General features: G+C 69.5%; 23 protein-coding genes. 14 read left to right on the top strand and 9 right to left on the bottom strand.

The genetic code is table 11. The features are described from left to right. Positions 1-73: 73 nt before the first annotated feature. The 5 genes from SLW52_RS12635 to can form a co-directional block, all read right to left on the bottom strand. Entirely contained in the window at positions 74-1,438 is a 1,365-nt protein-coding gene (locus SLW52_RS12635; RefSeq protein ID WP_320740430.1) for an NAD(P)/FAD-dependent oxidoreductase, read from the bottom strand. 46 nt (positions 1,439-1,484) lie between these two features. After that, complete coding sequence (kynU, locus tag SLW52_RS12640) at positions 1,485-2,756, bottom strand: kynureninase (protein WP_148828595.1); 1,272 nt, start codon at positions 2,754-2,756, stop codon at positions 1,485-1,487. Positions 2,757-2,895: 139 nt separating this feature from the next. After that, complete coding sequence (locus SLW52_RS12645) at positions 2,896-5,040, bottom strand: FUSC family protein (protein ID WP_320740429.1); 2,145 nt, start codon at positions 5,038-5,040, stop codon at positions 2,896-2,898. Between the two features lie 31 nt (positions 5,041-5,071). Next, positions 5,072-5,593 carry a 3-hydroxyanthranilate 3,4-dioxygenase gene (locus SLW52_RS12650; protein ID WP_267092380.1) on the bottom strand — a complete coding sequence of 174 codons (522 nt, stop codon included), beginning with the start codon at positions 5,591-5,593 and terminating at the stop codon, positions 5,072-5,074. A gap of 37 nt (positions 5,594-5,630) precedes the next feature. Next, positions 5,631-6,293: a carbonate dehydratase gene (can, locus tag SLW52_RS12655; protein WP_017910923.1), complete on the bottom strand. Its 663-nt coding sequence runs from the start codon at positions 6,291-6,293 to the stop codon at positions 5,631-5,633. 194 nt (positions 6,294-6,487) lie between these two features. Between can and SLW52_RS12660 the strand changes: the two genes are divergently transcribed. The 9 genes from SLW52_RS12660 to SLW52_RS12700 all read left to right on the top strand — a co-directional run bounded on the left by SLW52_RS12660 (position 6,488) and on the right by SLW52_RS12700 (position 12,238). Continuing rightward, positions 6,488-7,027 (top strand): glycosyl hydrolase 108 family protein, encoded by a 540-nt coding sequence (locus SLW52_RS12660; protein ID WP_017910924.1) that lies wholly within the window; start codon positions 6,488-6,490, stop codon positions 7,025-7,027. Between the two features lie 70 nt (positions 7,028-7,097). After that, positions 7,098-7,676, top strand: coding sequence for a DUF2589 domain-containing protein (locus SLW52_RS12665; RefSeq protein ID WP_173003349.1), 579 nt, complete (start codon positions 7,098-7,100; stop codon positions 7,674-7,676). 13 nt (positions 7,677-7,689) lie between these two features. After that, the gene (locus tag SLW52_RS12670) at positions 7,690-8,322 is read left to right on the top strand and encodes a DUF2589 domain-containing protein (protein WP_026143450.1); all 633 of its coding nucleotides are present in this window, start codon (positions 7,690-7,692) and stop codon (positions 8,320-8,322) included. A gap of 46 nt (positions 8,323-8,368) precedes the next feature. Next, positions 8,369-8,629 (top strand): hypothetical protein, encoded by a 261-nt coding sequence (locus SLW52_RS12675; protein WP_017910927.1) that lies wholly within the window; start codon positions 8,369-8,371, stop codon positions 8,627-8,629. Then, a complete protein-coding gene (locus tag SLW52_RS12680) occupies positions 8,629-9,087 on the top strand; it encodes a hypothetical protein (RefSeq protein ID WP_148828591.1) in 459 nt (152 codons plus the stop codon). The genes SLW52_RS12675 and SLW52_RS12680 overlap by 1 nt, the downstream gene beginning before the upstream one ends. Then, positions 9,080-9,268, top strand: a complete 189-nt coding sequence (locus SLW52_RS12685; protein ID WP_017910929.1) for a hypothetical protein — start codon at positions 9,080-9,082, stop codon at positions 9,266-9,268. The genes SLW52_RS12680 and SLW52_RS12685 overlap by 8 nt, the downstream gene beginning before the upstream one ends. A 41-nt stretch (positions 9,269-9,309) precedes the next feature. After that, positions 9,310-10,092 (top strand): hypothetical protein, encoded by a 783-nt coding sequence (locus tag SLW52_RS12690; RefSeq protein WP_320740426.1) that lies wholly within the window; start codon positions 9,310-9,312, stop codon positions 10,090-10,092. 48 nt (positions 10,093-10,140) lie between these two features. After that, complete coding sequence (locus tag SLW52_RS12695) at positions 10,141-11,193, top strand: hypothetical protein (protein WP_320740425.1); 1,053 nt, start codon at positions 10,141-10,143, stop codon at positions 11,191-11,193. A gap of 334 nt (positions 11,194-11,527) precedes the next feature. Then, a complete protein-coding gene (locus tag SLW52_RS12700; RefSeq protein ID WP_017912470.1) occupies positions 11,528-12,238 on the top strand; it encodes a response regulator transcription factor in 711 nt (236 codons plus the stop codon). A 75-nt stretch (positions 12,239-12,313) separates the two neighbouring features. Here the strand turns inward: SLW52_RS12700 and SLW52_RS12705 are convergent, their stop codons facing one another. The 4 genes from SLW52_RS12705 to asnS are packed head-to-tail and all read right to left on the bottom strand — an operon-like array spanning position 12,314 to position 14,975. Further along, the gene (locus SLW52_RS12705; RefSeq protein ID WP_267083332.1) at positions 12,314-12,934 is read right to left on the bottom strand and encodes an FMN-binding negative transcriptional regulator; all 621 of its coding nucleotides are present in this window, start codon (positions 12,932-12,934) and stop codon (positions 12,314-12,316) included. Positions 12,935-12,941: 7 nt separating this feature from the next. Continuing rightward, positions 12,942-13,256, bottom strand: a complete 315-nt coding sequence (locus tag SLW52_RS12710; RefSeq protein ID WP_017907181.1) for a hypothetical protein — start codon at positions 13,254-13,256, stop codon at positions 12,942-12,944. Further along, positions 13,253-13,558, bottom strand: coding sequence for a hypothetical protein (locus SLW52_RS12715; RefSeq protein ID WP_320740424.1), 306 nt, complete (start codon positions 13,556-13,558; stop codon positions 13,253-13,255). The genes SLW52_RS12710 and SLW52_RS12715 overlap by 4 nt, the downstream gene beginning before the upstream one ends. 22 nt (positions 13,559-13,580) lie before the next feature. After that, on the bottom strand, positions 13,581-14,975 hold the full coding sequence (asnS, locus tag SLW52_RS12720) for an asparagine--tRNA ligase (RefSeq protein ID WP_017907179.1): 1,395 nt from the start codon (positions 14,973-14,975) through the stop codon (positions 13,581-13,583). Between the two features lie 137 nt (positions 14,976-15,112). Here asnS and SLW52_RS12725 point away from each other — a divergent pair, with 137 nt between their 5' ends. The 5 genes from SLW52_RS12725 (at position 15,113) to rplI (ending at position 17,274) form a co-directional block, all read left to right on the top strand. Further along, positions 15,113-15,460, top strand: coding sequence for an iron-sulfur cluster assembly accessory protein (locus tag SLW52_RS12725; protein ID WP_017907178.1), 348 nt, complete (start codon positions 15,113-15,115; stop codon positions 15,458-15,460). Further along, complete coding sequence (locus tag SLW52_RS12730; RefSeq protein ID WP_267100408.1) at positions 15,393-15,857, top strand: CbrC family protein; 465 nt, start codon at positions 15,393-15,395, stop codon at positions 15,855-15,857. The genes SLW52_RS12725 and SLW52_RS12730 overlap by 68 nt, the downstream gene beginning before the upstream one ends. Before the next feature lie 99 nt (positions 15,858-15,956). Beyond that, positions 15,957-16,391, top strand: coding sequence for a 30S ribosomal protein S6 (gene rpsF / locus SLW52_RS12735; protein ID WP_010342529.1), 435 nt, complete (start codon positions 15,957-15,959; stop codon positions 16,389-16,391). A gap of 11 nt (positions 16,392-16,402) precedes the next feature. After that, the gene (rpsR, locus tag SLW52_RS12740) at positions 16,403-16,633 is read left to right on the top strand and encodes a 30S ribosomal protein S18 (protein ID WP_002804494.1); all 231 of its coding nucleotides are present in this window, start codon (positions 16,403-16,405) and stop codon (positions 16,631-16,633) included. Between the two features lie 191 nt (positions 16,634-16,824). Continuing rightward, positions 16,825-17,274: a 50S ribosomal protein L9 gene (gene rplI / locus SLW52_RS12745; protein ID WP_010342531.1), complete on the top strand. Its 450-nt coding sequence runs from the start codon at positions 16,825-16,827 to the stop codon at positions 17,272-17,274. Positions 17,275-17,290 lie beyond the last annotated feature (16 nt).

A 17,290-nucleotide genomic window follows, 5' to 3' on the forward strand; every position in this document is an offset into this window, starting at 1 on the left:
ATGGTGCGAGGCAGGCGAGGCTAGGAGCGTGGGGATGCTTGTAGGAGCGGGTGTCCGGATAGGCTACGCCGGTTCAATGCGCCCCCTCCAGCGGTGCCAGCCGCGCGTGCACGATGCGCTCCAGCCAGTTCCAGTCGATCCGCGACAGGTCGCTGTGGCCCTGCGTGGCCTGGACCAGGATGTCGCGCTGCACTTCGCTGCGTTCCAGCGCCTGTGCGTACGGCGTGCGCAGGAAGGTGACCATGGTGTAGTGCGGCACGAAGCGGGTCGGATGTCGTGCCTGCAGGGCCTGGCCGAGTTCGCGCTGCAGCAGGAAGCCGGCGTCGCCGACGCGGTCGCGCATTTCCACGTAGTTCTCCAGCGCCATCTGCTGGATCGCGCCGGCGTTGGGCTTGCGCTCGGCCTCGAAGGCGGCATAGGCGCGCGCCAGGTCCGGCTCGCGCTGCAGGTGCGCGGCCAGCGCCGCGCAATCCTCGAACGCGCAGTTCATGCCTTGCCCGTGGAACGGCACCATCGCGTGCGCGGCGTCGCCCAGCAGTACCGCGCGGCCGTCCAGGTGCCATCGCTCCAGGCGCAGCGTGCCGAGCAGGCCCGGCGGATGCTGCTCCCAGTGCTCGGCCAGTTGCGGCATCAGCGGCAGCGCATCGGCGAAATCGCGCGCGAACAGCGCCAGCGCCTCGTCGCCGCTGCGCACGGTGGCGAAGCTGGGCTCGCCCTTGTTGGGCAGGAACAGGGTGACGGTGAAGGTGCCCTCATTGTTGGGCAGGGCGATGCACATGTAGTGACCGCGCGGCCAGATATGCAGGGCGTTGGCTTCGATGCGGAAGCCGCCGTCGGCGCCGGGCGGGATCTCCAGTTCCTTGTACGAGTGGTCGAGGAACTCGATGTGCTCGGCCATCGGCGCCTTGCGCTGCATCGCCGCGCGCAGCGCCGAGCCGGCGCCGTCGGCGCCGATCATGCTGTCGAAGCGGATGTCGTGCGGCTGGTCGTCGCGGTCGTCGATGAAACGCGCATAGCCGGCATCGAAATCCACCGTGTGCAGGCGCCGGTAGAAGTGGATGCGCGCGCCGGCCTGCTCGGCCAGTTGCAGCAGGGTGATGTTGAGGTCGTTGCGGTGGACCGACCAGATCACCTCGCTGTCGTCGCGGCCATAGCGCTGCAACTGCTGGTGCCCGTCGGCGAAATGCACCATGCGCCCGCGCATCATCACCGCCTTGGCTATCACCGCGTCATCGGCGCCGGCCTGGCGCAGCACGTGCAGGCCGCGTTCGGCCAGGGCCAGGTTGATCGAGCGGCCGCGCTCGTAGTCGTGCACGCGCGGGTCGCCACGACGCTCGTAGACGGTGACCTGCCAGCCCTGGCGCGAGAGCAGGATGGCGAGCAGGGAGCCGGCCAGGCCGGCGCCGATCAGGGTGATGCTGCGGGGGGATGCGTTCAATGCGGTGTCCGGAAGGCGCGGCAGGCCGCCGCGCGAAGAAGGCGGCTCAGACGCCGGCCCAGGTTTCCACTTCCTCGACGAAGCGGTAGACGTCGCGGTAGCGGTTGTACAGCGGCACCGGGCTGATCCGGATCACGTCCGGCTCGCGCCAGTCGCCGAGCACGCCGACCGATTGCAGGTACTCGAACAGGGCGCGACCGCGCTCCCGCCCGCCGGCCACGCGCAGCGACAACTGGCAGCCGCGTTGCGCCGGGTCGGACGGGGTGATGATCTGCAGGGTGTCGGCCAGGCGGGCGCGGATCAGCGTCTCCAGGTAGCCGGTCAGTTGCTGCGATTTCTGCCGCAGCGCGTCCAGCCCGGCACGCTCGAACAGGTCCAGCGAGGCGCGCAGCGGGGCCATGCTCAGGATCGGCGGATTGCTCAGCTGCCAGCCGTCGGCACCGGGCGCGGCGACGAATTCGGGCGCCATGCGGAAACGGGTGCGCTTGTCGTGGCCCCACCACCCGGCGAAGCGCGGGGTCTCGCCGTGGCCGTGGCGTTCGTGCACGAAGGCGCCGGCGACCGCGCCGGGGCCGGCGTTGAGGTATTTGTAGTGGCACCACACCGCGAAGTCCGGCGCGGCATCGTGCAGGTGCAGCGGCACGTTGCCGATGGCGTGGGCCAGGTCGAAGCCGACCGCGGCACCGGCCGCGCGCGCCAGCCGCGCCACCGCGGCCAGGTCGAAGGCCTGGCCGGTGCGGTACTGCACGCCGGGCCACAGCACCAGCGCCAGGCGCGGGCCGTGCTCGGCGATGGCGCGCTCGATCGCCGCCAGCGACACGGTGCCGTCGGCGCCGTCGGGCTGCACTTCGATCAGGTCGGTGGCCGGGTCGAAGCCGTGGAAACGGATCTGCGAGGCCACCGCATGCTGGTCGGACGGGAACGCGCCGGCCTCGATCAGGATCGCCGGGCGCTCGCGGGTGGGCCGGTAGAAGCTGACCATGAGCAGGTGCAGGTTCACCGTCAGCGTGTTCATCGCCACCACTTCGTGCGGATGCGCGCCGACCAGGCGCGCCAGCGGCGCGGCCAGCAATTCGTGGTAGGTCATCCACTGGGTATCGCCGTTGAAATGGCCTTCCACTGCCAGCGACGACCACTTGTCCAGCACCTCCTGCACCGCGGCGCGCGCGCCGCGCGGCTGCAGGCCCAGCGAGTTGCCGACGAAATAGGCCTGGTCGGCGCCCTGATGCTGCGGGAACAGGAATTCCTGGCGCAGGGCCCGCAGCGGATCGGCGGCGTCGAGGGCGATGGCGTGCTGGCGGGACAGGATCTCGTTCATCGGCATTGGGTTCCGGGAAGCAGGGCGAGAGTCTAGAGCGTGTAGGACGACGGAAGGTGAGTGCGTGGCATGGCGCGGGGCGAGGCCGCGTGGCCCTCTGCAGCAGCGACCGCACGGCCAGGGTGAGGCGACGGCGCGTTCACCCGCTGCGGTGCGCGGTCACCGGCGGTTGTTCCTTGGCGGCCGCGGCAGCCGGCAGCAAGGCGCTGCGGACCAGGTGGGTCAGGGTACCGATGCTGTCGGCGACGCGGTCGCTGGTGTCGGCCAGCGCGGGCAGCGCGCCGCCGTCGCTGCCGTCCTGCGGCTGCGCGGCCAGCGCCTCGGCCAGGCGCCGCTCGCCCGCGCGCAGGCTGGCCTGCGCCGGCGGCGTGCCGGTGCGCAGGCTCTCGGCCAGTTCGGTCAGTGCGGCATGCGCCTGTTGCCGGAACTGCTGCAGCTCCGGCAGGGGCGGCAATGGCGGTGCATCGCGCAGCACCGCCTCCAGCGCCAGCGAGGCGCGGATCAGCCGGTTGCCGTTGGCCAGCACCGATTCGGCCAGGGTCAGTTCGCGCAGGTTGCGCTTGCGCCGCGGCTCGCCGCGCAGGCGTTCGATCGAGGCCTGCGCGTTGGTGCGCGCGGTGCGCGAGGCCGCGCGGGTCTCCGGCAGCGCCTGCAGGCGGCCTTCCAGCACCGCGTCGAGATGGTCGCGGTAGGCGAGCAGCAACTGCGCCAGGATCGCGCGGATGTGCTTGCGTTCCCAGGTCGGCCACAGCGCGTAGGCCGCCAGCGCCAGCGCGCTGCCGAGCACGGTGGCCTGGATGCGCTCGCCGATCGCCTCGCCCGGGGCCATTCCCTCGAACGACAGCAACAGCACCAGCATGCCGGTCAGGCAGGCCACGCCGAGCCCGTAGTTGACCTGGGTCAGCAGGCGGAACCCCAGGCAGAACACGGTCAGCAACAGCAGCCGCACCACCGCCCCGTCCATCACGAAGTGCGCCAGCACGGTGGCCAGCAGCAGCCCGCCGAAGGTGCCGGCCACGCGCAGCGCGCCGAAGCTGAGGGTGCCGCCGAAATCCGGCTTCAGCACGATCGCCGTGGTCATCGGGATCCAGTAGCCGTGCGGGATCGCCTGCCAGCGGGCGAACAGCACCGCCAGCGCCAGGCACACGCCGCAGCGCAGCGCGTGGCGGAACGCCACCGAGGACAGCTTCAGATTCGCCCGCAAGGTCTGCAGCGGCGCCAGCGGACGCAGCGCCGCCGGCAACTGCGCCTCGGCCAGTTCGGCCTGGATCTCGCCGCGGCTGCTGGCCCAGCGGCCATTGCGCGCCAGCGCGCGCAGCTGGCCGCCCAGGCCCTGCGCACGGGCCACGGCGATGCGCAGCAGGCGGCGTTCGCGGGTGTCTTCGGTCTGCGCCTGCACTTGCGCCAGCGCATCCACCAGATCGTCGAATCCGGTCATCGACGCAGTGGCCGCGTCTGGGTCCTCGGCGCTGTCCAGCGCGTGCGCGAGCTGGTCCAGCACCACCGCGCTGCGTTCGAGCACGCGTTCGATCGGCAGTCGCGCGGGCGATCCTGCGTCCAGGCGTCCGTGCAGGTCGGCCAGGGTCAGCAGCTCCAGCCGCGCGCGTTCGCACAGCTCGGCGATGACCCGGAACGCCTGCACCGCACGTCCGCGCGAGCGGTGCTCGCCGTGCAGCATCACCATCGCCTCGAGCACCGCCTCGGTGGCCGGCGGCGCGGCGGTCGCGCCGGGCCGCTGGCGGGCGATGCCGGCCAGTTGCCGCATCAGGTCGGCCAGGGCGAAGCGTTCCGGGCGGTAGCGCTGCAGCGGCCAGGCGGCCAGCGCCATCAGCATCTGCAGCACGCCGCCGGCGAAGATCAGCGTGGCCACGCCCACGCTCTGCAGCGGCGGCAGGCGCACGTCGGCGCTGACCACCAGCAGGATCATGCTGGTCAGCCCGACCCGCGCCGCGACCGGGCCCAGCGCCACCAGCAGGCCGCCGCCGAGGCCGAGCAACAGCGCGCTCAGCGCCAGCGCCACGGTGTGCGCGCCGATCAGCATGCCCAGCAGCGCGGCCACGCCTGCCGCCAGCGCGGCCATCAGCATGCGCTGCATCCGCGCCCGGTACGGGCCGGGCTGGTCGGAGAACATGGTGTTGAGCGCGCCGGTGGACACCGCCAGGCCCAGTTCGGCATGGCCGGCGGCCACGCCCAGCGCCAGCGGCGCGACCACCGCGGCGGTGTTGCGCAGGGCCACGCGCACCGGCACGTCGCGCGGCTTGAGCGCGATCAGGCTGCGCAGCATCGCGAGCCGGAACGGCGCGGGGGCAGGGCGGTCACGGCGCGTCGGCCGCCGGCCGCGGATGCATGTGGCCGCAGCGGGCGCAGGTGCGCAGCGATTCGGAGGCGTAGAAGCGCGCGAACACCGGCGGGAAGTCGGTCTCGATGTCCTGCAGCGGGAAGTAGGCTTCGTACAGCAGGTGGTTGCAGCGCTCGCAGAACCACAGCAGGCCGTCCTGCTCGTGCGGCAGGCGCCGCCGCTCGATCACCAGGCCCACCGAGTTCGCGCCGCGCTGCGGCGAGTGCGGCACCTTCGGCGGCAGCAGGAAGGTCTCGCCGGCGCGGATCGGGATCTCGCGCACCGCGCCGTCTTCCTGGATCTTCAGCACCATCTCGCCTTCAAGCTGGTAGAACCACTCCGGGCCTTCGTCGTAGTGGTAGTCGCTGCGCGCGTTCGGCCCGCCGACCACCATCACGATGAAGTCGCCGGCGTGGATGCACTTGTTGCCCACCGGCGGCTTCAGCAGGTGCCGGTGGGCGTCGATCCAGGCGTGCAGGTTGAGCGGGCCGGGGAGCATGCGGATCCTTGATCGAGGTGGCGGAACGGCGCGCCGCTCAGCGGTCCTCGCGGTCCTGGCTGATGCGCGCCAGGGCGGCATCGTAGCGCGGCGCCAGGTCGTCGATGCGGTCAAGTTCCATGCCCAGGTCGTGCACGCGGCCGTCGCGCAGGCTGTAGACCCAGCCGTGCACGGTCAGTTCCTGGCCGCGCGCCCAGGCGTCGAGCACGATCGAAGTGCGGCTGACGTTGACCACCTGCTCGAGCACGTTGAGCTCGCACAGGCGCGCGTGCTGCACGTTGAGGTCGCCGGCCTGCTGCAGGCAGTGCTCGTGCTTCTCGGCCACGTCGGTGACGTGGCGGATCCAGTTGTCGACCAGGCCCAGCCGCGCACGGGTCAGGCCCGCGTGCACGCCGCCGCAGCCGTAGTGGCCGACCACCAGGATGTGCCGCACCTTCAGCACCTCGACCGCGAACTGGATCACCGACAGGCAGTTCAGGTCGGTGTGCACGACCACGTTGGCGATGTTGCGGTGGACGAACACCTCGCCCGGTGCCATGTCGATGATCTGGTTCGCCGGCACCCGCGAGTCGGAGCAGCCGATCCACAGGTACTCCGGCGTCTGCTGCTTGGACAGGCGGCTGAAGAACTCCGGATCCTCGCGGTTGATGCGTTCGGACCAGGAGCGGTTGTTGTCCAGCAGTTGTTCGATTTTGCTCATAGCCCGGCATTATTCCAGAAGCCCGCGGCCGGTGCGCGGCGTGCGCCGACGCCGGTACCCGGATGGCTGGCATCCGCATGCACACGGCGCCTCAGTGCGCAGGCGCCGCCGGATCGGGCTTTTGCCGATCCCGCCGATGCGGCGCGCTGCGCAGACTTCCTCCACGCCCACACCGGGCATCAGCGGAGGATCCCATGGCCGACTTCAACGCGTTCTTTCCGACCCTGCTCAAGCACGAGGGCGGCTTCGTCAACGATCCGGTGGATCCGGGCGGCGCCACCAACAAGGGCATCACCCTGGCGACGTTTCGCTTATACGCCAAGAGCCTGCTGCAATTGGAGCCGACCCTGGACAACCTGCGCGCGCTCACCGACGCGCAGGCCGGGGTGATCTACAAGACCTGCTACTGGAATGCGGTGCACGGCGACGAGATCGCGCTGCAGCCGCTGGCCAACATCCTGTTCGATTTCCAGGTCAACGCCGGCAACAACGCCATCAAGCTGCTGCAGCGCGTGCTCAACGCGCAGGCGCCGGCGCTGCAGCTGCCGGAGGACGGCAAGTTCGGCCCGGCCACCCTGGCGGCGCTGAAGGCCGCCGACCAGCGCGATCTGTACGCACGCTACAAGCAGGGCCGGCGCGACTACTACCAGCGCCTGGTCGCGGCCAAGCCGCCGCTGGGCAAGTTCCTCAAGGGCTGGCTGGCGCGCACCGACTCCTTCCCCGACCTGAGCTGAGCGCGCGCGCGGCAAGCGCCGCCGATCCGCTGCCGTCGCCGACGGCGGCCTTCTTTCTCCAGGAGCGACCATGGCTGGACCGACCGCATTGAACGACCTGATCGAAGCGCTGGCCGGCGCCGTGATCGAGGCGCAGGACCGCATCGAGCAGCACCAGATGGCCAACCTCGGCGATTACTTCGACGAGTTCCACCGGCCCAAGAGCGTGATCATCCGCCTGCCGTCGCAGCACCCGCAGGCCGCCGAAGGCGACGAGGACTACTACCGCGCGCCGCTGCTGCCGCTGGTCTCGACCAACGTGCTGCGGATCAAGGACGTGGAGATCAGCTTCGATGCGCAGCTCGGCGACCTCGGCGGCCTGCAGTCGGCCGACGGCTTCTTCGCGCCGGAGTCGCCCGGCCCGCGCGGTGCCTGGCAGGCCAAGCGCACCGCCACCCGTTCCAGCGTGCGCGTGGATACCAGCGCCAGCGCGCGGAGCCAGCGCCAGAGTGCCGTCCACGTCGTGTTGCGCGTGGAGGGGACCGAACCGACTGACGGAGCGGCCAGATTGCTGAACCATCTGGCGCAGACGCAGGGCGTGTTCAAGACGGTCATGGCCGACAAGCCGGACGTCGCGGGCACGGACGATGTAACCAATCCCACCAACTGAAGGAGTCACTGCAATGGCTGACGAACTCGTCAATATGTCAAGTCAATTCAAGGGTCTGCCGATGGGCGACCTGATCGGCGGCCCGCTCGATGCGGCCTGCGACGCGCAGGTCAAGCTGGCCCGCGCCACCGCCGATTTCATCCGCGTCATCGGCTTCCTGCCGCCGGACAACCCCGACCCGAAGAATCCGCAGGCAACCGGCGCCACCCGTACCGCCAGCTTCCGCTTCAAGCGGCCGGTCGACGACCCGGACAAGGCCGGCGGCATCGCCGAGGAGGAGGTCGAACTGGAAGTGCCGCTGCTGGCCATCGTCAACGTGCCCAGCCTGAGCATCCAGACCGTGGACATCACCTTCGACATGGAAGTGAAGTCGTCCTTCTCCTCGAAGGAGAAGACCGATGCCTCGGCGTCGATGTCGGCGGACGTGGAATACGGCTTCGGCCTGTTCAAGGCCAAGGTGCATATCCAGGGCTCGGTCTCCACCAGCAAGGAGAACACGCGCAGCTCGGACAACTCCGCCAAGTACCACGTCTCGGTGCATGCCGCGGACAAGGGACCGCCGGAAGGTCTGGCGCGGGTGCTGGACATCCTGCAGACCTCGGTGGCGCCGCGCAAGATCGGCAAGCCCGAGCCGGTTCCCGCGTAAGTCCATAGCGGTCCGTTGAACCATCTCGTCGGGGGACTCGTCAACGATGTTCGACCTTACTGAAGTCAAGTTCGTCAAGCGGGTCGTGGTCGGCAGCGACAACCCGACGCAGATGCAATCGCCCGAGCAGATCGAAGCCGCGCGGGCCTTGCTCAACCGCTGCCTGAGCGATTCGCCGAAGGGCGCGATCATCGGCACCGAGAAGAATTTCGCCGTGCTGCAGATCGGCGAGCACCAGGTGGTGATGCAGTGGCTGTGCTACCACGTGGGCTTCCCGCGCAAGCCCGGCTGGATGAAGGACGACTGATGGCCAGCCTGCGCTGCGAGTTCGACCTGCTGCTGCAGGGGCTGTCGGCGGCCCTGCTGGATGCGCAGCGGCGCTGCCGCGCGCGTCACGCACAGGCCTTGCGCGCCTGCTTCGGCGCAGGCGAGACGCTGCCGGTGGCGACGGACGCGGCCGAGCCGCCGTCGCTGCAGATCCCGTTGTGGGAGCTGCGCGCCTGGCAATTGCCGCAGATCGGCGAACTGGCCCTGGCCTTCGACGTCGAACTGGACGTGGAGGAGGTGCCGGACGAGGCGCCGCGCCTGCTGCTGCAGGTGTTGCCGCGCCGGCCGCGGCGGCCCGGGCACCGCCTGCAGATCCTGTTCCGCGGCACCCACACCCCGGTCGGCGAGGTGCTGTTCGACGGTCAGCGGCTGAAGCTGTGGCAGCTGTCCGATGCGCCCGCCCCGCACGATCCCGCCCAGGAGACCGCACATGCGTAGACACGGCTTCATCCTGTCCCGGCACGACACCGACCTGTGGTGCCGAGAACTGCACATCGACCTGCGCTCGCTGGCCCGCGCGCAGCGGCTGCGCCGGCGTCGACGCCGGGCGCTGTGGCTGCTTGCCGTACTGTGCCTGGTGGCGGCCGTGGTGGCGCTGCTCTGGTTCGGTCTGTCCTGACCGTGCCCATCGTTTCCTTTCGTATCCAACAGGAGAGTCGCATGCGTATCCGTTCGCGTGGTGTTGCGCGTTTCCCGCTCTGGCTGGCGCTGTGCCTGGCCATGCCGTTCGCCGCCGGTGCCGCACCGCAGGCGCCGACGCCTGCGGCGCCGGCCGCAGCGGCCAACGCCGACGCGCTGCCGCCCGGCGAATGGAGCGGCACCCTGGCGCTGGATGCGCAGCGCCTAGCCGCCGTGCGCCTGGTCCAGCGCGAGGGAAATGCCAGGCTGATATTCGCCTCGCCGTTGAACTGCGTGTTGCTGGTCAAGCCGCAGCCGGGTAACGGTTTCGTACTGGAGTCGATCAATGGCGGGGCCTATTGCGACAAGCTCATGGGCAAGCCGCTGCGCCTGCAGCGCAGCGGCGACGACCTGCGCTTGAACGTCGACGGCAAGGATCTGCCGGTGGTGCTGCATGGCGATCCGGGTCAGTCCAGCCCGCTGCAGGGCAAGTGGCGCGGGATGGCGCGCCCCGAGCGCGGCGATCGCGACGTTGCCGTGGACCTGAGCGTCGCCGCGACCTCGCAGGCACCGGGCAAGCCCACGGTGCAACTGCGCTACGGCGCACCACGCGAGTGCGCGGTGCAGGCGTATTACGCCGGCATGCGCGAAGGGACGTCGGTGTATTCGCTGGATATCGCCCGCGGCGGCTATTGCGATCTGCTGAGCGACGGCCAGTTGACCCTGCGCGCCAGACAGGACGGCAATCTCGAACTGCAGGTCCTGGACCGCACCGGGAGGCGTCGGGACAGCGCGCTGCTGGAACGCGTCCCCGCCAACCCGTAATCCGTCGCGCAGACGCGCCGGCCGTCGTTTCCGTCCAGGAGTCGTGCGATGAACCTCGTCTGGATCAAGACGCTGGCCGGCGCCGCGTGGCGCCGGCTCACCGCGGCCCGCCGTGCCGGGCCGCGGCTGCCGCCGCCGGGCATCCTGCCGCAACTGCGCGCCGAGTGCGAAGCGATGGCGCGCTATGCGCTGGAGCACGGCATGGCGGTGCCGCCGGAGTTGATCGCCCGCCTGTCGGCGCTACTGGGCGCCGGCACGCCGGACGCCGATGGCGGCGACATCGAGGTGCACGCGCACGAACTGGCGGTCACCCACCGGCGGCTGGCGCAACTGATCCGCCCGGCCACGCCGCAGGCGGTGTTCCTGCTCGATGCCGAGCGTCGCCGCCCGCACTGGGCGACCCTGCTCGGCCCGCTGCCGCTGGTGCGCGCGCTGACCACGACCTCGCTGCTGTTCCTGTTCGCGGTGGTGGCGACGGCCCTGTCCAGCAAGGTCAGCGCGGACAATGTGCGCCTGGGCTTCCTGGATTCCTCTGGCAGCGTGCTGCTGTGGAATGCGCTGTTCCTGCTGTTCTGCGCCGGCCTGGGCGCCTCGTTCTCCTCGCTGTTCCAGGTGCACCGCTACGTCGCCGACGCCAGCTACGACCCCAAGTACGACGCCTCCTACGGCGCGCGCATGATCCTGGGCCTGATCGCCGGGCTGATCCTGGTCGAAGTGTTGCCGCCGGATCTGTTCGAAAGCGGCAGCATGCGCAGTTTCGGCAAGCCGACCCTGGCGATGCTGGGCGGCTTCTCCGCGACCGCGGTGTACCGCCTGCTGCAGCGTCTGGTCGATCTGATGGAGACGCTGGTGCGCGGCGATACCTCGGCGCAGGCGCAGGCGTCGCTGGAAGTGCAGCGCGCCAGCAACGACACCGAGCGCATGCGCTGGCAGGGCGAGTTGGCCGCGCAGTTGATGGCCCTGCAGCAGTCGATCGAGGCCGGCACACCGCCGGCGGCGATCCAGCAGCGGCTCGCCGAGTTCGCCCGCGGGATGCTGCAGGTGGAAGCCGCGCGTCTGCCGCCGCCGCCATCGCCATCGCCATCGCCGGCAGCGGAATGAACCCGCCGGCGCGACACCGGCGTATCGCCGGTGTTCCCATCATCGTTCGTCGGCGCAGGATTTCGTTCTGCGTCACAGCGCGTGCGCGGTAGCACGGGATTCTGTCTACGAACCGAGACGAATGCGGCAATCCGCACAAGTTCAGCCGTCGTCGCCATCCATATCAGCCTGAAACCGATGGCCGCCATGACGCAGCGTGACAAGCTGAGAACGTAATGCAAGCGCAGGTTCAGCGCTGTCGCATCGATTGAAAAAGGGGCGCGTCGCGCTGCAGGGGGACGCGGGTTGCCGCGCGGTCGCGCGTTGGGAGTTCCATTGCCAACACAGGTAGAGAATGAACACACGTATCGTGATTGCCGCCGAACGCAGCATTGTGCTGGAGGGCATGGTGGCCCTGCTCAACAACACGCCGGACATCGACGTGGTCGGCCACGCGGTCGACGGACTGGAGTGCGTGCAACTGGTGACCCGACGGCAGCCGGATATCGTGCTGATGGACGTGATGCTGCCGGGCCTCAACGGCATCGAGGCCACCCGCCGGCTGCTGCAGCGCAGCCCGCGCAGCAAAGCGATCTGCATCGCCGCCTCCGATGCGGCGGCCAATGTGCGCGCAGCCATCGACGCCGGCGCCAAGGGCTACCTGGCGCGCAACAGCACCTTCCACGAATTGCTGCGCGCGATCCAGCAAGTCGGCAACGATCAGCTGTACATCAGCCCGCAACTGTCGCAGTCGCTGGTCAGCGAGTACCGCTGTCCGCCCGGCGACGCGGTCTCGGCCTACACGCTGCTGACCTCGCGCGAACGCGAGATCGTGCAGTTGCTGTCCGAGGGGCTGTCGACCAAGGAGATCGCCGCGCGCCTGCACATCAGCGTCAAGACCATCGGCACCCACCGCGAGCACATCATGCTCAAGCTGGGCATGCAGAGCATCGCGCAATTGACGCGCTACGCGATCCGCGAAGGTCTGTCGCCGCTGGAGGGAGGCAGGGCCAGTGCGCGCCATGCCGGGCACGACCGGCAGGGACCGGCCAGCCGTTGTGGGTGAGGCGGCGCGCGCCGCCGCGCGTCCCGTGGCGGTGCGCACAACTGCATGGTCGGCCGCGCTGCGTGGCGGCGTGGTTCAGTCCGGACGTCGCGCGTGCATCAGCGCCGCGACGGCCTGCGCGCCGGTGTCGGCCTGGCCCTGCAGCGCCTCGCGTACCGCGGCCTGGTTCGCCGGCGGATGGTTCTGGCTGAGCTTGAACTTCAACTCGACCCGCTCGACCTCCAGGCGGAAGCCGACGATGCCGCGCAACTGGCGCCGGTGCGCGTCGTTGTCCGGCTCGTAGCGCCAGTCGCTGCCCAGCGCGCGTTCGTGGCGTTCGCTCAGCCGCGCCACCACATCGGCCAGCAGTGCTTCGTCGTCGCTGGGGTGCAGCTGCCCGTGCAGGTGCGCGGTGGCGTAGTTCCAGGTCGGCACCCGCGCCATCGCCTCCTTGTCCGGATACCAGCCCGGGGAGACGTAGGCATGCGGGCCGTGCACGATCAGCAAGGCCGGCCCGGCGTGTCGGGCTTGCGGGTTGGCCCGCGACCAATGGCCTTCGACCAGGATGCGTTCGCCGTCGCGCCGGTACAGCACCGGCAACGGCGTGGCGCAGGGCAGGCCGTCGGCGACGGTGACCAGGGTGGCGAACGGGTGGTCCGCGATCAGCGCATCGAGCGCGCCCAGGTCGTGTTCGGCGAAGGCGGGTGCAACGTGCATCCCCGGATCAGGCGCGCGCGCCCAGGGTCTGGGTCATGCGCCCGCGCAGGCCGGCGTCGTCGTCGGCCTGCGGCGGCGCCACCTCGCCCAACGAGAAGCCGCGCGCCCGCGCATCGTCCTCGTCCAGGCCATCGAAGGCGACGAATTCGGCATCGAACAACGCCGCGCGGGCGGTGTCCTCGCTGTCGTAGCTGAGAGTGTTGCCGTCGCTGTCTAGCACCTCGGCGGTGCCGGCGTCGCGCACGCGCAGGCGTGCCCACACCAGCAGGCGGCCGAGGCTGGCCAGGTACCACTGATCGTGGGAGGGAGAATCTGAGGTCATGGAATCACCAGGGAAAGCAGCCAGAGCAGGGCGGCCATGCCCAGGCCGAAGAAGATGGTCATCAGCGACAGCCAGGCCGGCGTGGCCAGCCCGGAGAGCCCGCGGTCGCCGAGCGGACGGTAGCGCCGCGCCAGCAGCCAGCCGAGCGCGATCGGCTTGAGGAAGGCACCCGGCCCGAACGCCGCCACCAGCGGCGGATGGCGGTCGCGGATGTGCACCAGGGTCAGCGGCCAGAAGATCAGGAACGCGCTGGCCCCGGCGATCGCCACGCCGACGAAGCACAGCGCGAAGAACAGGATCATGGCGTGCGCTCCCCGTGCCGGCTCAGAACTCGGCGCTGCCCGGCGCGCGCGGGTAGGGGATGGCGTCGCGGATGTTGCTCAGCCCGCACACGTACACCACCAGGCGCTCGAAGCCCAGGCCGAAGCCGGCATGCGGCACCGTGCCGTAGCGGCGGAAGTCGCGGTACCAGCCGTAGTGCTGCGGATCCAGGCCGAACTGCAGCATGCGCGCGTCGAGCACGTCCAGGCGCTCCTCGCGCTGGCTGCCGCCGATGATCTCGCCGATGCCCGGCGCCAGCACGTCCATCGCCGCGACGGTCTTGCCGTCGTCGTTCAGGCGCATGTAGAAGGCCTTGATGTGCTCGGGGTAGTTGGTCACCACCACCGGGCGGCCGACGTGCTGCTCGGTCAGCCAGCGCTCGTGCTCGGTCTGCAGGTCCAGGCCCCATTCCACCGGGAACTCGAACTTCTGCCCGGACTTCTGCAGCAGGCCGATCGCGTCGCCGTACTCGATGCGCTCGAACGGCGAGTTGATGAAGGTCTCCAGCTTGCTGATCGCGGTCTTGTCCACGCGCTCGGCGATGAACGCCAGGTCGTCGGCGCGCTCGTCCAGCACCGCGCGGAACAGATACTTGAGGAAGTCCTCGGCCACGCGCGCGTCCTCGGCCAGGTCGGCGAAGGCGATCTCCGGCTCGATCATCCAGAACTCGGCCAGGTGCCGGGTGGTGTGGCTGTTCTCGGCGCGGAAGGTGGGGCCGAAGGTGTAGACCTTGCTCAGCGCCAGGCAGTAGGCCTCGACGTTGAGCTGGCCGGACACGGTCAGGAAGGTCTCCTTGCCGAAGAAGTCGCGGCCGAAGTCGACCTGGCCCTGCGCGTCGCGCGGCAGGTTGGCCATGTCCAGGGTGGAGACGCGGAACATCTGCCCGGCGCCTTCGGCGTCGGAGGTGGTGATGATCGGCGTGCTGATCCAGTTGTAGCCGTTCTGGTGGAAATAGCGGTGCACCGCCTGCGCCAGGCAGTTGCGGATGCGCGTCACCGCGCCGAACAGGTTGGTGCGCGGGCGCAGGTGCGCGACCTCGCGCAGGAACTCCGGCGACATCGGCTTGGGCTGGATCGGGTAGGTCAGCGGGTCCTCGACCCAGCCCACCACCTCGACCGCGCTGGCCTGGATCTCGTACGACTGGCCCTTGCCCTGCGACTTCACCAGCACGCCCTTGGCGATCAGCGAGCAACTGCCGGTGAGCCGCTTGACCTCGTCGAAGTTGGGCAGGGCGTCGGTCGCCACCACCTGGATCGGGGCGAAGCAGGAGCCGTCGGACACGTTGATGAAAGCCAGTCCGGCAGATCCGCGCAGCGTGCGCACCCATCCCCGCACCGTGACTTCGCCGCCTTCCGGGATCTTCCCGGCCAGCGCATGTGCAACGCTCACCACCGTCATGACTTGAATCCTCGCCGCAGCGACTCGATATGGAAGGGGCAAGTGTACTGGCTGGAGCGCAACGCTTGCGAGGCGTGGCGGCGATTGGCCGCCAACCTTCCTATAATGTCCGCTCGCAGTCGCCGGAGTCGTTCGTCATGGCCATCCGTCTCACCCCCGTCGCCCACGCCCGCGTGCAGCGCTTCGTCGCGCAGACGCCTGGCGCGCTGGGCTTGCGTTTTGGCGTGGAGCGCACCGGCTGTTCGGGGTGGGGCCACGTCACCGACCTGGCGCGCGAGGCGCGTGCGGACGACGCGGTGTTCGAGCAGGACGGCGTGCGCATCTATGTCGATGCCACCAGCCTGCCGCTGGTAGACGGCACCGAGATCGACTTCGCCAAGCAGGGCCTGGGCGAGACCTTCGTGTTCCGCAATCCGAATGCCACCGCCGAGTGCGGCTGTGGCGAGAGTTTCACCACCGACGCCGCGCACGCCGGCGCGGCCTGAGCGTCGCCGCTGCGGCGGCGCGGCCTCCTTGTGGAGGGCGCAGGGGCAGGGCGGCCCGGTTGTCGCCTGCAACTGCCTGAGTTCCTCCATCACCCCAACGCCTAATGCGCTGTGCTTCGCGCAGGAAGGCGGCGTCCGCGACTGCTGCGGCGAAACCCGCGCATGGCGCTACCAGGGGGCGTTCTACTGCGCCGGCGACGCCCCGCAGTCTCTGTGTCCCTGGTGTATTGCGACGGTCGCGTGCCTGTTCCGTTGCCTGCAGTGCGGCCAGCATCGCCTGCATGTGGATATGGGTTTGTCCAAGTCGTTGATTCGATTGGTTTCGTGCGCTGCGGTGGCGTCCCTGTCCGGCGCCGCGGACGGCTGGCTTGTCGGTGACCGGGCATCTCGGTCATAATGTGCGGCTTCCTGCCTTCCCGGCAGGAGTCCTTGCCCCACCGCCGTCGCACCGCGGGGGGCTGTCCGGCCGCAAGGCCACATCCGAAAGGTAAACACCATGAGTCGTCATTACGAAATCGTGTTCCTGGTCCACCCGGATCAGAGCGAGCAGGTCCCGGCCATGATCGAGCGCTACAAGTCGCTGGTCGAGAACGGCAAGGGCACCATCCACCGTCTGGAAGACTGGGGCCGCCGCCAGCTGGCGTACCCGATCCAGAACCTGGTGAAGGCCCACTACGTCATGCTGAATATCGAAGTGGACCAGGCCGTGCTGAGCGAGCTGGTCGAGAGCTTCCGCTTCAACGACGCCGTGCTGCGCCACCTGGTGATCAAGCGCGACGGCGCCGACACCGAGCAGTCGCTGATCATGAAGAGCAAGGACGAGAAGGCCGACAAGCCCGAGCGCGGTGAGCGCCGTCGTCGCGACGACGAAGAGGGCGATGCGCCCGCCGCTGCCACCGAAACCGACGGCGACGCCGCCGAAGCCGCCTAAGGAGCACGCTCATGTCCAAGTTCTTCCGTCGTCGCAAGTTCTGCAAGTTCACCGCCGAGGGCGTCAAGGAGATCGACTACAAGGATCTCAACACCCTGCGCCAGTACCTCACCGAGAACGGCAAGATCGTGCCGAGCCGCGTGACCGGCACCAAGTCCAAGTACCAGCGTCAGCTGGCCACGGCGGTCAAGCGCGCGCGTTTCCTGGCGCTGATCCCGTACACGGACAACCACGACGTTTAATTCCGGGTTTCCCGGAGCGATACGGCCCGCACCCTCCGGTGCGGGTATTCAAGCGAAGTCTGGCGATTAGAAAAGTGCGGTGCCGTCGGGCGCAATCCCGACTCCCCAATCCCCAATCCCGGCTTCTCCTATTCGGACAGCACCCGTTGCGGCGGCCGCGTGCCGACGCTAACGAATAACGGAGCAAGACCATGCAACTGATTCTTCTGCAGAAAGTGACCAACCTGGGCGGCCTCGGCGACAAGGTCGACGTCAAGCCGGGCTACGGCCGCAACTACCTGGTGCCGCAGGGCAAGGCCGTGCCGGCCACCGCCGCCAACATCGCCGAGTTCGAAGCCAAGCGCGCCGAGTACGAAGCCAAGGCCAAGTCGATCCACGACGACGCCGAAGCCCGCGCCGCCAAGCTGGAAGGCGCCAGCGTGACCGTCAAGGCCAATGCCTCCACCGAAGGCAAGCTGTACGGTTCGGTCGGCCCGCGCGACATCGCCGAGGCCTTCACCGCCGCCGGCATGCCGCTGGAGAAGGGCGAAGTGGTGCTGGGCGAAGGCGCGTTCCGCAACATCGGCGAGTACGAAGTGCTGGTGCGCCTGCACGCCGACGTGGAAACCACGGTCAAGGTCGTGGTCGAAGCCGACGCCTGATCCTTGCGTCATCGCT

The organism is Xanthomonas sp. LF02-5 (assembly GCF_034105325.1).
Taxonomy (GTDB): Bacteria; Pseudomonadota; Gammaproteobacteria; order Xanthomonadales; family Xanthomonadaceae; genus Xanthomonas_A; species Xanthomonas_A sontii.

What these genes read in the sequence shown, in the direction of transcription:
- SLW52_RS12695 (WP_320740425.1), top strand. Translation starts at nt 10,141, where the DNA reads ATGAACCTCGTCTGGATCAAGACGCTGGCCGGCGCCGCGTGGCGCCGG.
- SLW52_RS12650 (WP_267092380.1), bottom strand. Translation starts at nt 5,593, where the DNA reads ATGCTCCCCGGCCCGCTCAACCTGCACGCCTGGATCGACGCCCACCGG.
- SLW52_RS12660 (WP_017910924.1), top strand. Translation starts at nt 6,488, where the DNA reads ATGGCCGACTTCAACGCGTTCTTTCCGACCCTGCTCAAGCACGAGGGC.
- rpsR (WP_002804494.1), top strand. Translation starts at nt 16,403, where the DNA reads ATGTCCAAGTTCTTCCGTCGTCGCAAGTTCTGCAAGTTCACCGCCGAG.
- can (WP_017910923.1), bottom strand. Translation starts at nt 6,293, where the DNA reads ATGAGCAAAATCGAACAACTGCTGGACAACAACCGCTCCTGGTCCGAA.
- SLW52_RS12710 (WP_017907181.1), bottom strand. Translation starts at nt 13,256, where the DNA reads ATGACCTCAGATTCTCCCTCCCACGATCAGTGGTACCTGGCCAGCCTC.
- SLW52_RS12690 (WP_320740426.1), top strand. Translation starts at nt 9,310, where the DNA reads ATGCGTATCCGTTCGCGTGGTGTTGCGCGTTTCCCGCTCTGGCTGGCG.
- SLW52_RS12705 (WP_267083332.1), bottom strand. Translation starts at nt 12,934, where the DNA reads ATGCACGTTGCACCCGCCTTCGCCGAACACGACCTGGGCGCGCTCGAT.
- SLW52_RS12685 (WP_017910929.1), top strand. Translation starts at nt 9,080, where the DNA reads ATGCGTAGACACGGCTTCATCCTGTCCCGGCACGACACCGACCTGTGG.
- SLW52_RS12725 (WP_017907178.1), top strand. Translation starts at nt 15,113, where the DNA reads ATGGCCATCCGTCTCACCCCCGTCGCCCACGCCCGCGTGCAGCGCTTC.
- rplI (WP_010342531.1), top strand. Translation starts at nt 16,825, where the DNA reads ATGCAACTGATTCTTCTGCAGAAAGTGACCAACCTGGGCGGCCTCGGC.
- SLW52_RS12715 (WP_320740424.1), bottom strand. Translation starts at nt 13,558, where the DNA reads ATGATCCTGTTCTTCGCGCTGTGCTTCGTCGGCGTGGCGATCGCCGGG.
- SLW52_RS12680 (WP_148828591.1), top strand. Translation starts at nt 8,629, where the DNA reads ATGGCCAGCCTGCGCTGCGAGTTCGACCTGCTGCTGCAGGGGCTGTCG.
- SLW52_RS12665 (WP_173003349.1), top strand. Translation starts at nt 7,098, where the DNA reads ATGGCTGGACCGACCGCATTGAACGACCTGATCGAAGCGCTGGCCGGC.
- rpsF (WP_010342529.1), top strand. Translation starts at nt 15,957, where the DNA reads ATGAGTCGTCATTACGAAATCGTGTTCCTGGTCCACCCGGATCAGAGC.
- SLW52_RS12730 (WP_267100408.1), top strand. Translation starts at nt 15,393, where the DNA reads ATGCCACCGCCGAGTGCGGCTGTGGCGAGAGTTTCACCACCGACGCCG.
- asnS (WP_017907179.1), bottom strand. Translation starts at nt 14,975, where the DNA reads ATGACGGTGGTGAGCGTTGCACATGCGCTGGCCGGGAAGATCCCGGAA.
- SLW52_RS12670 (WP_026143450.1), top strand. Translation starts at nt 7,690, where the DNA reads ATGGCTGACGAACTCGTCAATATGTCAAGTCAATTCAAGGGTCTGCCG.
- kynU (WP_148828595.1), bottom strand. Translation starts at nt 2,756, where the DNA reads ATGAACGAGATCCTGTCCCGCCAGCACGCCATCGCCCTCGACGCCGCC.
- SLW52_RS12645 (WP_320740429.1), bottom strand. Translation starts at nt 5,040, where the DNA reads ATGCTGCGCAGCCTGATCGCGCTCAAGCCGCGCGACGTGCCGGTGCGC.
- SLW52_RS12700 (WP_017912470.1), top strand. Translation starts at nt 11,528, where the DNA reads ATGAACACACGTATCGTGATTGCCGCCGAACGCAGCATTGTGCTGGAG.
- SLW52_RS12675 (WP_017910927.1), top strand. Translation starts at nt 8,369, where the DNA reads ATGTTCGACCTTACTGAAGTCAAGTTCGTCAAGCGGGTCGTGGTCGGC.